This window comes from Pseudoduganella namucuonensis (assembly GCF_900116645.1).
In the GTDB taxonomy this organism is placed as follows: Bacteria; Pseudomonadota; Gammaproteobacteria; order Burkholderiales; family Burkholderiaceae_D; genus Rugamonas; species Rugamonas namucuonensis.
Genome location: NZ_FPBO01000002.1, coordinates 337,863 through 351,929, shown reverse-complemented (window position 1 = coordinate 351,929; position 14,067 = coordinate 337,863). Strand labels below are relative to the sequence as shown.

Here is a 14,067-nt window from a genome sequence, read left to right as displayed (position 1 = left end):
TCAGGCCGCCTTCGGGAACAGGGTGCCGGTCAGCACGGTGACGTTGTCGGCCCAGGTTTGCCAAGGCATGGCGGCGGAGCCGGCCACCCGCCCGGCCTCGCGCAGGCGCAGCCACTCGCGCACGCAGGCGGCCAGCTCGGCGCCTTCGTTGCCGCTGAAGTAGTGCGCGTGTTCACCCGCCACTTCGCGGAACACGGGAATGTCGCGCGAGATCAGCGGCAGGCCGTGGCGCGCCGCCTCGATCAGCGGCAGGCCGAAGCCCTCGCCCTCGCTGGGCACCAGCAGGCAGGCGCTGGCCTGGTAGACCCGCTCCAGGTATTCGTCGCTGATGCCGCGCAGCCAGTGCAGGCGCTTGCCCAGCTCCGGGTGCGTGGCCAGGCGCCGCATGATGGACGGGATGGTGCGGCGCTCGGCGTCCGGCAGGCCCTTCCAGCCCTCGCCGCCGACGATCACCAGGCGCGTGTCCGCGCCCTCGGCCCACAGGCGCTCGAACGCGTCCAGCGCTTGCAGGTGGCCCTTGCGCGGCTCGATGGTGCCCACCATCAGGAAGGCGGGCGCGCCGGCGAGGTCGGCCAGCACGGCCGGGGCGTCGTCCGGCAGGCCGGTGCTGGGCTGCGAGGCGTTGATGTCGGCGCCGTGGTGCACCACCGCCAGCTCCGGCATCGCGTGCCGGCCGTCCAGCCGCGGCTGCAGCCAGGCGCGCGTCTCGTCGGCCACCGCGCCGCTGATGCAGATCAGGCGGTCGGCGTTGGCGCCGATGGCGGTCAGCCACTGCTCGAACAGGGTGTCGCTGCGCGGCGGGAAGAAGTCCGGCCGCAGCACCGGCAGGATGTCGTGGATCAGGAAGTTCACGCTCACGCCGGCCGCGCGCCAGCGCGCGTACAGGCCCGTGCGCGCGGCCTCGGTGACGGGGCCGGGGAAGAAGTCCGGGCTGTAGAACACGTCGCCCGCGTTGAGTTTCACTTCGCCGTCCACCACGCCGCTGCCGTCGGTGCCCAGCAGCTGGTGCTCGTAGCGGCGCGCGTAGCGGTAGTGCCAGCGGCCGCCCTCGTCGGTGAGGTAGACCGGGTGCACCTGGTAGGCGGTGGTGGGCTTTTGCAGCAACGCGGACAGCTGCGCGCGCACCACGCGCTGGATGCCGGTCTTCAGGTCGTCGCGCGCGACGGCGGAGACGTCCACCAGCAGCTGCGGCGCTACGCCGCCGGCCGCGTAGCTGCCATGGCCGTTGCCGTGCACGGTCACGTCCATCAGGCGCTGCGCGCTCTGTTCCCACGTCAGCCACGGCATGGCGGAAGACGGCGGCGCCTTGCCTTCCCGGTTCAGCGCCAGCCAGGCGGTGATGGCGTCGGCCAGCGCGCCCGGCTCCCGGCCCTCGAAGTAGTAGGCGTGCTCGCCCGCCACCTCGCGGAACACGGGGATGCCGCGCGCGATGATGGGCAGCCCGTGCTGGGCCGCCTCGATCAGCGGCAGGCCGAAGCCCTCGCCCTCGGAGGCGGCCAGCAGCACGGCGCAGGCGCCGTACAGCTTGAGCAGCATCTCGTCGGACACGCCCGGCAGCCAGAACAGGCGCCGCTCGCGCTGCGGATGGTGCTCCAGACGCTTGGCCAGGCTGTCGACCAGCCAGCCGACCTTGCCGACGATGACCAGGTTGACCTCCACGCCGCGCTCCCACAGCAGCTCGCAGGCGTCCAGCGCCTGGGCCTGGCCCTTGCGCGGTTCGATGGTGCCCACCATCAGCATGGTGGGGGCTTCCCGCACGGCCGCCATCACGCGCTCGGCGTTGTCCGGCAGGCCGGTGCTGGGCGCGCTGGCGTTGATGTCGGCGCCCAGGTGGAAGTAGCCCAGCTGCAGGGGCTTGGCCCGGCGGCTCGGGTGCGTGGCCAGCCACTCGGCCACCTCGTCCGACACCGCGTGCGAGATCGAGGCGATGCCGTCGGCGATCAGCGACAGGGTGTTGATGTAGTCGCCGTAGTGCTTCTCGGTCCCGTAGGGGAAGGCCTCGGGGCGCAGCAGCGGCAGCAGGTCGTACACCACGAACCACATCGCCACGCCGCGGCGGCGCATCTGCAGCAGCATGGCCTCGTTTTGCGTGGTGACGTTGGCGGCCAGGTCCAGGCCCAGGAACATGTCGCCGGCGCTGGCGTCGATGGGCGCGTCCTCCAGCGTGTCGATGAAGCCGGCGGGGATGCGGCCGTCCGCGCCGCCCAGCATGGAACAGGTGAAGCGGCGCGCGTAGCGGTAGGGGTGCATGCCGCCGGTGCTGAACACCGGCTCGACGCGGTAGCCGGCCGGCGGCTGCTTGAACAGCGCCAGCAGCACGCTGCGCACCACGCGCTGGATGCCGGTCTTGTAGTCGGCCTGCACCAGCGCCGAAATGTCCACCAGCAGCTGGCGCTGGCCGGTGGCGGCCTGCGCGCGGTTGGCGGCGATGGCGGTGGCCAGCCCGATCAGCGCGGCCTGCCCCGGCGGGCGCGGCGCGTCCGGACGGGCCAGCGCGCCCAGCATGCGGCGGTAGTGGGCGTGGCCGCTGCGCAGCGCGAAATGCTCGATGGCCTCGACGTACAGGCGGCCCACCTTGGCCGGGCTGTGTTCCTCGCGGATGAAGGCGCGCGCGCGGTCGGCCAGCTGCGCGCGGCGCGCCGGGTGGCCGTGCAGGCCGGCCAAGGCCGCGCTCAGTTCCGCCGTGTCGAATTCGTCGGCCAGCTTGATCAGCACCTCGCCCGGCAGGTCGGCCGAGGCGCCGTGCGCGTTGATGATGGTGGGCACCCCGTGCAGCAGGCAGTCCAGCACCGAGGCCGAGGTCTCGCCGCGGGTCTTGGCGCGCAGCTGCACCGAGGTGTCGCTGGCGGCCAGCCAGTGCGCGTAGTCCGCCGCGCTGGCGAAGCCGGTGATGGTGACGCGGCCGGCCGCCTCGCTGGCGGCGATGCGGCGCTGCAGCTCGGCGCCGTAGGGGCCGGCGTCGTTCTGGCCCACGAACACCAGGCGGCAGCGCGGGTCGCGCGCCAGCGGCGAGGCCAGGAAGGCGTCCAGCAGGCGGTCGTTCAGCTTGGTGCTGCCCAGCATGCCGAAGCTGCTGACGATGTAGTCGTCCTCGGCCACGCCCAGGGCCTTGCGCGCGGCGGCGCGCGCCTGCGCCGGGTCGCGGTCCGCGCCCTGGCCGCGCAGCAGCGGCAGCGTGCGCCAGCCGTCCGCGCTGCCCGCGCCGTACCATTGCTCGGCCAGGCGCTTGGAGAAGTCGCTGTGCACGATCACGCCGGCGGCGTGGTCCAGCACCGGCTTGTTGCAGGGGTAGGCCCAGATGGTGGCGTTGCGGCCGTGCTCCGTGTGGTGCTGCAGGCCGCTGTGGCCGTGCGAGGCGTACAGCGCGTCCAGGAAGGCGTTGGCCACGTCGCCGTCGCGCTCCATGTTGTCCAGCACGCCGCTCAGGTAGAAGTCGTGCAGCACCACCACGCCGGGGTGGCGGCGCAGCAGCGCGAACATGTGCTTGTGCATGTTCGAGTTGCCGAAGTGGTAGACCACGCGGTCGTACTCGTGCGCGTGCTTGTCGAAGTAGTCGGCGCCGCGGATGGGGAAGCGTTGCAGGGCCGCGTCGGGCGTGGCGCCGGGGGCGGCCACCAGTTCGATGGCGTAGAACGGTTCCAGCTCGGCCAGCACCTCGGCGCTGTAGTCGGCGATGCCGGACGGCTCGGGCGGCAGCGGCGAGACGTAGGCCATGCGCGGGCGCCGCTCCGGGGCGGTGGGCGGGACCGGCGCTTGCGCGGCGGACGCGCGCGCGGCCAGCGCTTGCTCGATGGCCGTCAGCAGCGCGGCGGCGCCGGCCGGCGACGGGGGAGTGGCGACAACGCGCGCGGGTCCGGCGGGGGCGGCGCCGTTGCCCGCGGCGCCAGCTCCGTCACCCGCGGCGCTAGCTCCGTCACCCAAGGCGCCAGCTCCGTCATTCCCGCGCAGGCGGGAATCCAAGTGTTGCGGCGTTGGCTGCGCGGCGGAATTGGATTCCCGCCTACGCGGGAATGACGAGTCTCCGGCCGGGAATGACGAGTTCTCCGGTAACACCGCAGCCAGCTTGGCGCGCGTGGTTTCGTCGCCGGCGGCGACCAGGTCCGCGCCGGCCAGCAGCAGGCGGTTGGCGCGCGTCAGCGCCTGTTGCGCGGGGGCGCCGTGGGGCGCGGCCAGCAGCTCGGCGCAGTCGCCCACGCCCATCACGTTCAGCGTTAGCGGCACCGGGCCGTACACGGTGTCGCCCATCGGCCGGTCCAGCGCGCCGGGCGCGAACACGGCGTCCGGCCGCAGCGAGGCGAGGAAGCCGGCGCGCGCCTCCAGCGCGGCGTGGCGCTGCCACTCGCCGTCGGGGGCGGGCATGGCGTAGCTGAGCACCCGCTCCGGCGGCAGCAGGCCGTCGAAGGCGTTGCGCAGCACGTCGATGCCGTCGGCGTGGTGCTCGGCCAGCGCCACCAGCACGGTGTGGGAGGTTTCGGCCTGGCCCGCCGGGGCGCGGCACAGTTCGCGGCATAGTTCGCGGCACAGCTCAATCACGGCCGCGCGGTCGTGAGCGGCGCCGGTCTGGCAGGACTGCAGGTCAATGACGATACGCATGTTCAGTGTTTCGCTTGTTGTTCATAGGCGCGCTGCAGGTCCGCCAGCACGGCGCGCGCGGACTGCGGCAGTTCACGCAGCGCGTGCGGCAGGTCCGGCGCGATGGGCGCGTCCGGCGAGGTGGCGCTCTTGGCGGCAGCCAGAGTGCGCGCCACGCGTTCCTGCAGCCACGGCGAGCGGGCCACCAGCGGCAGCACGGCGCGGCGCAGCGATTCGCGCGAGGTCAGCCAGCGCAGGCCGCGCCGCAGGGCGCCGCGCGCCTTGCGCTTGAAGATGTTGGCCAGGCTGTTCGGGCCGCGCCGCATGATCAGGCGCAACGGCGCGGTGATGCGCCAGGACGAGCTGGCGTACACCGCCAGCAGGCGCTGTTCCAGGTCCTTGCCCCACTGGTCAGTGGTGTGCAGCGTGGCCTGCAGTTGCCGTTCGCGTTCCTCGGCGGCGTGCAGGCGCGACTGGGTCTGCTGGATTTCCTCGGCCGCGCGGATGGCTTCGCGCGCGGCCGCCGCGGCTGCCGCTTCGGCCACCGCGGCCGCTTCCGCCGCGGCCGCGGCGGCGGCCTCGCGTTCGGCGTGCAGCTGGGCGTCCAGTTGCGCGGTGCGCCGGCGGGCCTGGTCCGCCGCCTCGGCCAGTTCCCTGGCCTGGCCGTCCATCTGCTCGATACGTTCCCAGCCCGCCTTCACCTGTTTCGACAGGTCCTTGCCCCGCGCCCACGCGGCGTCCAGGTGGTGCGAGATGAAGGCGTCGAACACATTGGGCTGGATGTCCAGGTCCGCCATCAGCTCGGCGTGCTCCTCCGCCACGTAGTAGCGGTTCAAGCCGTCGAAATAGGCGTAGCGGTAGCCGTGCGGCGTGACCAGGTGTTCCCACGTCTCGTGGTTGGTGACGCGCTGGCCGGGCAGCGTGGCCTCGATCACCAGCACCCAGGGGCGCCAGCGTCGCAGGTCCATGCCCTTCAGGACCTCGCCCTCGAAACCCTCGACGTCGATCTTGAGGAAATGGATCTCGCCCGTCACGTGCTCGGCGCAGATGTCGGCCAGCGTGCGCATGGGCACGCGCGTCTCGGTGACCTCGTAGCCCTCGGCCTTGTGCGCGACGGCCACGCCGCTGTCGGTGGAGGCCCAGCCGTTCATGGTGGGCACGTCGAACAGCGTGATCTCGCCCGCCTCGGCGCCGGCCGCGCAGCCCAGGTTGATGTCGCGCGGGCGCTGGTCCAGGAAGGGCTGGCGGTAGGACGGCATCGGCTCGATGTTGATGCCGCGCCAGCCGGCGTCGTAGAAGGCCTTGGTGACCGAGTGCAGCACCGGATCGTTGGCGCCGACGTCGATGTAGAAGCCGTTCTGGACCTTGCCGAGCGCGCGCCACAGCAGCACGTCCTCGAAATTCTGGGAATAGGAAATGAAAGTCATAGCTTGCTGATCTCGATGGCGGGGTCTATCCACGCCGAACCTTCGAAGTAGGGCCGGCGCATGTTCACCACGGTGAACACCAGCGCCAGGTCGCGCCACTCGTAATTGTTGACCAGATGGGTCTCGGTGCTGACGATGGCGGTGGCCACCGAATAGGTGCCGGCGCCCAGGTTGGCGTTGAAGCTGAAGCGGAACACGTGGCTGTCGCCGGCCCGCACGTCGCTCACCGGCATCTCCTTCAGGTGCGTGTTGGTGCCGTACATGGCCTGGCCCAGGCGGTCCTTGATCATATAGCCCAGCACCATGCGCGGGATGTCGGCCTTGGCGGCGACGGTCACCTGCAGGGTGACGGCCTGGCCGACGTCGATCACCTCCACCCGCTGGCCGTGCTCGTCGAGCAGCGCGATGTCGGACACGGTGGCCTCGCCGGTGCCGGAGATGACCTGCACCTTGCCGTCGTCGCGCGACAGCAGCTGCAGGTTGCTGTTCTCGCGGTCGGCGATCATGGCGTTGTAGTAGTCCATGATCTCCTCGGGCGGGCCCTCGCGCGCCAGGCGGCCGGCGTCCAGCAGGATGGCGCGGTCGCACACGGACTGGATGGCCTGCTTGTCGTGCGACACCAGCAGCAAGGTGGTGCCGGAGCGGCGGAACTGGCGGATGCGCTCGAAGCTCTTGTGCTGGAAATAGGTGTCGCCCACCGACAGCGCCTCGTCGACGATCAGGATGTCCGGGCGGCGCGCGGTGGCCACGCTGAAGGCCACCCGCATCTGCATGCCGGACGAGTAGACGCGCACCGGCTGGTCCATGTATTCGCCCACCTCGGCGAAGGCCTCGATCTCCGGCATCAGCCGGGTGATCTGCTCCACGCTCATGCCCAGCAGCTGGCCGGCCATGTAGACGTTCTGGCGGCCCGTGAAATCGGGATGGAAGCCCATGCCCAGTTCCAGCAGGGCGGCCACGGTGCCCTCCATGTAGACGCTGCCGGTGGTGGGCTGGGTGGTGCCGGTGATGAGCTTGAGCAGCGTGCTCTTGCCGGCGCCGTTGATGCCGATCAGGCCCACCGCCTCGCCGGGCGAGACGTGGAAGCTGACGTCGCGCAGGATCCACTTGAGCTTGTGTTGCGGGCCGCGGAAGGGCAGCAGCCATTCGCGCAGTCGCGAGGAGCGCGCCGGATACTGTTTATAGGCCTTGCCCAGATTGCTGACTGTTATGGAGCCCATCAGAGTTCATCCACCATTTCACCCGCGCGGCGGCGGAACAATTGCATGCCCAGCGCGCACAGCGCCAGCGCCAGCACGGCCGGCCCGAGCAACTCGCCCCAGGCGGGCGCGCGGCCGCTCACCAGGATGTCCTGGCAGGCCTGGATCGGCGCGGCCATCGGGTTCCACGCCATCGCGGCGCGCACCTCGGCCGGCACGATGGAGATCGGATAGACGATGGGCGTGAGCCAGAACCAGAATTGCAGGAAGATGGTGAAGAACTGGCCGACGTCGCGGAAGAACACGTTGAGCACGCCCAGCACCATGCCCAGGCCGATGGCCAGCATCACCTGCAGCAGGATCACGGGCGCCAGCAGCAGGTAGACGGCGCCGGGGAACTGGCCGCTCGCCAGCAGGAACACGGTGAACAGGCCGAAGATGATGGCGAAGTTGGACAGCGCGTTGAGCACCACGATCACCGGCAGGCAGATGCGCGGGAAGCTGATCTTCTTGAGCAGGTTGGCGTTCTCCAGGAACATGCCCTGCGCGCGCGCCAGGATCTCCGAGAACAGGCCCCAGCTCAGGATGCCGGCGCACAGGTAGATGCTGTAGCCGTAGGGGCTGGTGTCTCCGGGCAGCTTGCTTTTCATGACTTGCGAGAAGATCAGCGTGTAGACCAGGATCATGGCCAGCGGGCTGAGCACGGCCCAGGCCCCGCCCAGCATGGTGTTGCGGTATTTGGCCTGGAACTCGCGCTTGACGCTGCCGAGCACGAAGCCGCGGTACGACCAGAGCGCCCGCATCATCATGCCCGATATCATGCCGCCCCCCGCGAGCGGCGCGGCGTGCCTGCTGCTAAAACTATCATGTTGGAATTGAATTTGGTAGGAGCGGCATTATACCGTACCACCAAGGCGAGGCTTGCCACAGTTGTAACACGTTGTCACATAGAAATCCCGCGCCCGCCGCGAAAAAGGGGTCAGGTTCGCATTTCCGCTGCGCGGAATATGCGAACCTGACCCCTTTTTTCTGCCCTTTTTTTCTTAGCCCTGCACCAGCTTTTGCAGCGCTTCCGGGTTCTTGATCACCAGCCGGTGCGGCTCTTTTTGCACGATGCCCTGTTGCACCAGGGTCAGCAGGGCGCGCGTCACGGTCTCGCGGCTGGTGTTGATCATGTTGGCGATGTCTTGGTGGGTCGGCAGGTTTTCCACCACCGTGCCGTCCGGATTCTTCTTCTGCATCAGCACCAGGTAGGTGTAGATGCGCTTGGCCGTGTTGTTGATGCTGAGCAGGGCGCGGAATTCGGAGTCGCGCTGGATCTTTTGCGCCAGGTGCTGCAGCATCTGGCGCGCCACCGACGGCGAGTGCGAGAACAGGTGCATCGCGGTGGCCGTGGGCAGGAAGGCCACCAGCACGTCGCTCATCGCCACCACCGACGCCGAGCGCGTGGTGTTGTTGATCAGCGCGATCTCGCCGAAGAAGTCGCCGGGCGCCAGCATGCGCAGGCCGATCGCGCGGCCGTCCTCGGTCACGTCGATCACCTGCAGCTGGCCGGCCAGCAGGAACAGCAGGCCGTCGCCGCTGCCGCCCTTGTGCAGCACCACCTCGCGCTTGGCGTACTGGCGGATGCGGATGTCGGCCTTGACGCGGGTGATCTCCTCGTCGGTGAGCTCGGCAAGCAGGGGGATCTTGCGCAGGTGGATCTGGATGTTGCGTTCCTCGGGCGCGGCGGCCGGCGCGCCGGCGGGCGCTGCCGCTTCCGGCGTGTCACTAAGGTGTGGGCTCGTCGACTTCATGCGTTCCAAATCAGGGGTAAATACCGTTATGGTATATCAGATGGCGCCGAACGCCGCCGCGCACAAGGCCGCCGCGGCGATGCCGGCCGCGTTGGCCGCCATGTCGGGCCAGGAAAAGTTGCGATCGGGAACGAGTTTCTGCAGGCATTCGATCAGCCAGCCCGCCACCAGCAGGCCGGCCAGCCACAGCATGGCGTCGTGCCGGTCGCGCGCCACGCGCAGCGCCAGCAGCGCCAGCCCGCCGAAAGCGGCGAAGTGCATCAGCTTGTCGTTGGGCATGGTCGCCGGCAACCAGCGGTTGGGCACCAGGCAACCGGCCACCAGGGCCGCGCCGCCGGCGATTAACATTGTCATTTCCCACATCATCTCGAGTATCCCGTTCGCCGCTGCGCTGCCTCGGGGATGCCGTCACAGACCCTGCCACTGCCAGCTTAATTGCAATTGGCGGTTATTGTACTGAAAGATGGGGATGTTTTCCTTGTTTACCACCTGCCGCAGTTCCAGGATCAGGTTCTGGTTGCGCGTGACGGGGTAGGTGAAGGTGCCGCGCAGGGTGTGCGTGCGCTGGTCCCGCACCTGTTCGATCACGGTCGGCGCGTACGGCGTGCTGCTGCGCCAGGTCTGCAGGCTGTAGCCGAAATCGGCCGTCACGCCGCCGCCGTAGCGGTGGCGCCAGTTCAGGTTGACGGACACGCCGTCGCGGTCGCCGCCGGGCCGGTCGCCGATCGCGCGGTCGCGCTGCGCGCCGACGCTGGCGCTGACCGAGGTGTCGCCGCTGCGGCGGCTGAGCATGGCACGCAGCTCGCCGGTGGTGGAATCGAAGTTCTCCAGCGTGACGTAGCCGATGCGGCTGACGCTGCCTACCATGTGGAATTGCAGGCTGTAGGGCAAGGGCACCGGCGGGCCGACCCGGCCCTGCAGTTGGACCTGGCGCTGGTAGAACTTGCTGCCCAGGGTGACGAAGCCGGCCAGCACGGTGCCGCGCACGGTCCAGCGGCCGAAACGCCACGGCGTCTCGGCGCCGAAGAACAGCGCCGAACTGTCGTACTGGCTCAGCTGGTCGTTGCGGCGGCCCTGGAACTGGGCGAAGCCCAGCGTGCCGTTCGGCGTCAGGTCGCGCATGTAGTCGGCCGACAGCATGGTGTACTGGTCGTGCTGGGGGCGGAACTCGGGCGTCAGGGAATCGGTGTTGACGCCCAGGTCGCGGGTCGAACCCTGGTTGACGTTCTGGTCGATGCCGCGCGCCAGGCTCACGCTGTACTGGCTGAGCGGGGTCCAGTCGCCGCAACCGTTGGTGCGGGTGTCGGCGATCAGCTGCACGATGCCGGCCGGCGGGTCGAAGCGCTGCTCGATGATGTTGAACAGGCGCTCGGCCTCCTTGGGCCGGCCCAGGCTGCACTGCAGCAGCGCCAGGTCCAGCCAGGCGCCCGCGTGCAGCGGTTCCTTGTCGACCACCCGCTGCAGCGTGGCGTTGGCGTCGTTCTTGCGGCCCTCGGCGATCGATTGCAGCGCCTCTTGGTACAGGTCCTGCACCTGGCCGTCGGGCGGCGGGGCCTCGGGCGCCGGCGCCTGCGCGCGCGCCGGCCCGGCCAGCGCGGCGGCCAGCAGGGCGGACAGCAGCGCGGCCGGTAGGCGCCGCGGCGGGAAGGGGATGCGCGCGAACCTCACGCGGCGGCCTCGGGACGGGCGGCGGCGGACGGTGCGGAGAAATCCATATCGGGTGTCAACGTATACAAGATAGTGCGTTTTTCCTTGCCCCGCAGCTGGCGTTCGCCCAGCGGCAGGAAGTGGTGGCGCCGGGCGTGGGCCACGGTGCCCTCGCCGATGATTATGTCATGCGGATAGTCGCGCGCGGCCTGTTCCAGCCGCGACGCCGTGTTCACGCTGTCGCCGACGGCGGTGTAAATGCTGCGGAAGGCGGTGCCGAAATCGCCGGCGAAGGCCGGGCCGCTGTCGATGCCGATGCGCACCCGCAGCGGCGGGCGGCCCTCGGCCTCGCGCAGCCGGCTGTATTGCCGCACCCGCTCGACGATGGCGGAGGCGGCGTCCAGCGCCAGGTCGGCGTGGCCGGCGTTGGGCAGGGGCGCGCCCCAGAACGCCACCAGGCCGTCGCCGGTGTATTTGTCCAGGGTGCCGCCGGCCTCGATCACGGGGCCGGTCAGGCATTCGAGGAAGTCGCGCGTCAGGCGCGCCGCCTCGCTCACCGGCAGCGATTCGACCTGGGTGGTGTAGCCCTCCATGTCGGCGATCAGGGTGGTCACCTCCAGCTGGCGCGGCGCCAGCGGGTCCTCGATGTCGCTGCGCAGCAACTCGTCGACCACGGCCGGCGCCACGTACTGGCGCAGGGTGTCGAGCAGGTGGCGCGAGCGGCGCTGGGTCAGCTGCCAGTGGTAGGGCACGGCCACGGCCAGCAGGAACAGGTTGCAGGCCACCGGCCCGGTGGTCGAGAACGCGGGATCGTGCGGGCTGATGACATAGGCCAGCGCCAGCCACGCCGCGGTGAGCGCCGCCAGCATGCCCACGCCGGCCACGGCGGGCAGGCGCGGCAGGGCCAGCGCGGCCAGCACCACGCACAGCAGCGCGTACAGGCTGCCGATCCAGCGGCCGGGCCAGGGCGCCGGCGCCTTGCCTTGCTGGCGGTCGAGCAGGGTGGACAGCATGGCCGCCTGCACCCCCAGGCCGGGGCGGTTGGCCGCCAGCGGCGTGGCCACCCGGTCGCTCAGCCCCAGCGAGGACGAGCCCACCAGCACCAGGCGGCCGCTGGCGCTGGCCGGCGCGATGCGCTCGGCCAGGATGTCGGCCGCCGACACCACGGTGTAGGCGGTCCAGTCGCGTTTATACGACACGCGCTGCGGGGCGGCCGGCACGTGGGCCAGTCCGCCGCCGCAGCAATTGATCAGCGCCACGCTCAGCGCGGGGTACAGCCTGCCCTGGTAGCGCGTGAGCAGCGGCAGGCGGCGCAGCGCGCCGTCCGGGTCCGGAATGAAGCCGATGTTGCCCACGTGCGGCGCGTCGGCGAAGGCCGGCTGGTTGCCGATGTAGCCGGTGGCCTCGGCCGCATGGGCGTGGCCGGCCGCCTCCGGCAGGGCGCCGGCGGGCTGGCCCTCGCGCAAGGTGTAGGGGCGGTGCGGGCTGTAGTCGAAGGCCTGCGCCAGCACCAGCGGGCCGTGGCGCGCGAGCATGCCGAGCCGGGCGTCGCCCTCGGCGTCGGCCGGGTTGGGCAGCACGATGTCGAGCGCCACGCCGCGCGCGCCGTAGGTGGTCAGCAGGGTTTCCACCAGGTCGGCCAGGCGCGCGCGCGGCCAGGGCCACGGCCCCAGCGCGGCCATGCTTTGCTCGTCGATGTCCACCACCAGCACGCGCGGCTCGGGCGCGTCGGTTTGCTGCAACTGGATGTACTGGTCGCGCAGCCACTCGTCGGCCAGCAGCGAGGCGCCGGGCGGCGCCAGCCACTGCGCCCACAGCGCCACGCTGAGCGCCGCCAGCGTGATGGCCGCGCGCATCACCGCCGGCGATGCGGCCGGCAGGCGCCGGAACAGGGAGGTGAGCGCTTCGATCAAAGGAGTGGGTCGGGAAAGTGAACTTGAGTAGCGGAAACGCAAACTATCCTACAGTATAGCCGTTCGACGTGGCGCCGGGTGGGCCTCCTCGCGTCGTGCGGCTCGATGCTGGCCGCTCCGGCGTGTATTGACAATCGCTATACGCGACCTATGCTGGTGTATTTATTGTGTATGCATTGGGGGATTTCATGCGTGACGCCGCCATTAATTTGCGGGCCCTGCCCGAGCAACGGGAGTTGATTGACCGCGCTGCCAACCTGCTGGGTAAGAACCGTTCGGACTTCATGCTTGAAGCCGCCTGCGACAAGGCGCAGGCAGTGGTGCTTGATCAGGTTTTTTTCAACCTCGATACCGACAAGTTCAAGCGATTCACCGCAATGCTCGACGCCCCACCCAGCCATAATCCAGGGCTCGAGCGCCTCATGGCCGTGACCCCTCCTTGGAGCGGCTCCAAGGGCTGAACTTGCAACTCAGCTCGCCCCAGCCGCTCGCCCCCACCCACTTGGTGGATGAGTTTGAGTGCGGCGAGGCGGTTCTCGATGAATGGCTGAAGCGTCGGGCCATGAGTAATCAGTTGAGCGGCGCCAGTCGCACCTTTGTCGTGACGGACCAGGACGGTCGAGTTTACTGCTATTACGCCATGGCCGCGGGCGCTGTCTCCCACCAGATGGCAAGCGGTTCGGTGCGCCGAAACATGCCCGATCCCGTTCCAGAGATGGTTTTGGGGCGGCTCGCTGTTGACCCAGGGCGCGGCAAGCCTCGGACTTCTGGCCGAGGTCAATAGCGCGGACGCCGAAGGCGTCGTATGGTGCGTCCCCAGTCGCCACAACTGTATAGAATCACAGTATGGAACGCCTTCAAGCCTTCAAATTCGCGTTGAACCCCAACGGCCAGCAGCAACGCGCCCTGCGCCGCTTCGCCGGCGCCTGCCGTTTCGTTTTCAACCAGGCGCTGGAGGTTCAAAAGCAACGCCATGAGGGCGGCGAGCGGAAGCTGGGCTACGCTGAACTGTGCAGGTTGCTCACGACATGGCGCAACGGGACGGCGACCCCATGGCTGAAAGAGGCGCCGACGCATCCCTTGCAGCAGGCATTGAAGGACCTGGAGAGGGCCTACACCAACTTCTTCGCCAAGCGGGCCGCCTTCCCGCGCTTCAAGAAGAAGGGCCGGCACGACAGCTTCCGCTACCCCGATCCCACGCAGATCAAGCTCGACCAGGCCCATGGCCGGGTGTTCCTGCCCAAGCTGGGCTGGCTGCGCTACCGCGACAGCCGAACGGTGCCGGGCGAGGTGCGCAACGTCACCGTCAGCCAGTCGGCGGGACGCTGGTATGTGGCGATCCAGACCGCGCGCGATGTCGCGCGGCCCGTGCCGTCGGGCGGCGCGGTCGGCATCGATATGGGGATAGTCCGCTTCGCCACGCTGTCCGACGGCCAAGCGCTGGAACCCCTCCACAGTTTCAAGCGGCACGAGGAGCGTCTGCGGCGCGCGCAGCAAGCCATGAGCCGCAAGC

At 69.7% G+C, this 14,067-nt stretch carries 10 protein-coding genes; 2 read left to right on the top strand and 8 right to left on the bottom strand.

What is annotated here, in order from left to right; translation table 11 throughout:
- From BM436_RS03500 to BM436_RS03465, 8 genes are all read right to left on the bottom strand, one after another.
- Window positions 1-4,593: a glycosyltransferase gene (locus tag BM436_RS03500; RefSeq protein WP_229488885.1), complete on the bottom strand. Its 4,593-nt coding sequence runs from the start codon at window positions 4,591-4,593 to the stop codon at window positions 1-3.
- A gap of 2 nt (window positions 4,594-4,595) precedes the next feature.
- Complete coding sequence (locus BM436_RS03495) at window positions 4,596-5,999, bottom strand: FkbM family methyltransferase (protein WP_093553508.1); 1,404 nt, start codon at window positions 5,997-5,999, stop codon at window positions 4,596-4,598.
- Window positions 5,996-7,219: an ABC transporter ATP-binding protein gene (locus BM436_RS03490; RefSeq protein ID WP_093553506.1), complete on the bottom strand. Its 1,224-nt coding sequence runs from the start codon at window positions 7,217-7,219 to the stop codon at window positions 5,996-5,998. Before BM436_RS03490 ends, BM436_RS03495 begins: the two co-directional genes overlap by 4 nt.
- Window positions 7,219-8,019: an ABC transporter permease gene (locus BM436_RS03485; RefSeq protein ID WP_093553504.1), complete on the bottom strand. Its 801-nt coding sequence runs from the start codon at window positions 8,017-8,019 to the stop codon at window positions 7,219-7,221. The genes BM436_RS03490 and BM436_RS03485 overlap by 1 nt, the downstream gene beginning before the upstream one ends.
- A gap of 222 nt (window positions 8,020-8,241) precedes the next feature.
- A complete protein-coding gene (locus BM436_RS03480) occupies window positions 8,242-8,994 on the bottom strand; it encodes a Crp/Fnr family transcriptional regulator (protein ID WP_093553502.1) in 753 nt (250 codons plus the stop codon).
- 36 nt (window positions 8,995-9,030) lie between these two features.
- A complete protein-coding gene (locus tag BM436_RS03475) occupies window positions 9,031-9,348 on the bottom strand; it encodes a VanZ family protein (protein ID WP_229488883.1) in 318 nt (105 codons plus the stop codon).
- 54 nt (window positions 9,349-9,402) lie between these two features.
- On the bottom strand, window positions 9,403-10,662 hold the full coding sequence (locus BM436_RS03470; RefSeq protein WP_093553498.1) for a tetratricopeptide repeat protein: 1,260 nt from the start codon (window positions 10,660-10,662) through the stop codon (window positions 9,403-9,405).
- Window positions 10,659-12,554: a CHASE2 domain-containing protein gene (locus BM436_RS03465; protein WP_229488875.1), complete on the bottom strand. Its 1,896-nt coding sequence runs from the start codon at window positions 12,552-12,554 to the stop codon at window positions 10,659-10,661. Before BM436_RS03465 ends, BM436_RS03470 begins: the two co-directional genes overlap by 4 nt.
- Window positions 12,555-12,742: 188 nt before the next feature.
- Between BM436_RS03465 and BM436_RS03460 the strand changes: the two genes are divergently transcribed.
- Together BM436_RS03460 and BM436_RS03450 are read left to right on the top strand one after the other, a co-directional pair.
- On the top strand, window positions 12,743-13,015 hold the full coding sequence (locus BM436_RS03460) for a type II toxin-antitoxin system TacA family antitoxin (protein WP_093553728.1): 273 nt from the start codon (window positions 12,743-12,745) through the stop codon (window positions 13,013-13,015).
- Between the two features lie 385 nt (window positions 13,016-13,400).
- Window positions 13,401-14,067: RNA-guided endonuclease InsQ/TnpB family protein (locus tag BM436_RS03450; RefSeq protein WP_143132950.1), on the top strand; the 667-nt coding region annotated here is incomplete at its 3' end.

Excerpts from the sequence above, each read along its gene's own strand:
- BM436_RS03500 (WP_229488885.1), bottom strand. The coding sequence starts at position 4,593 with ATGCGTATCGTCATTGACCTGCAGTCCTGCCAGACCGGCGCCGCTCAC.
- BM436_RS03495 (WP_093553508.1), bottom strand. The coding sequence starts at position 5,999 with ATGACTTTCATTTCCTATTCCCAGAATTTCGAGGACGTGCTGCTGTGG.
- BM436_RS03490 (WP_093553506.1), bottom strand. The coding sequence starts at position 7,219 with ATGGGCTCCATAACAGTCAGCAATCTGGGCAAGGCCTATAAACAGTAT.
- BM436_RS03485 (WP_093553504.1), bottom strand. The coding sequence starts at position 8,019 with ATGATATCGGGCATGATGATGCGGGCGCTCTGGTCGTACCGCGGCTTC.
- BM436_RS03480 (WP_093553502.1), bottom strand. The coding sequence starts at position 8,994 with ATGAAGTCGACGAGCCCACACCTTAGTGACACGCCGGAAGCGGCAGCG.
- BM436_RS03475 (WP_229488883.1), bottom strand. The coding sequence starts at position 9,348 with ATGACAATGTTAATCGCCGGCGGCGCGGCCCTGGTGGCCGGTTGCCTG.
- BM436_RS03460 (WP_093553728.1), top strand. The coding sequence starts at position 12,743 with ATGCGTGACGCCGCCATTAATTTGCGGGCCCTGCCCGAGCAACGGGAG.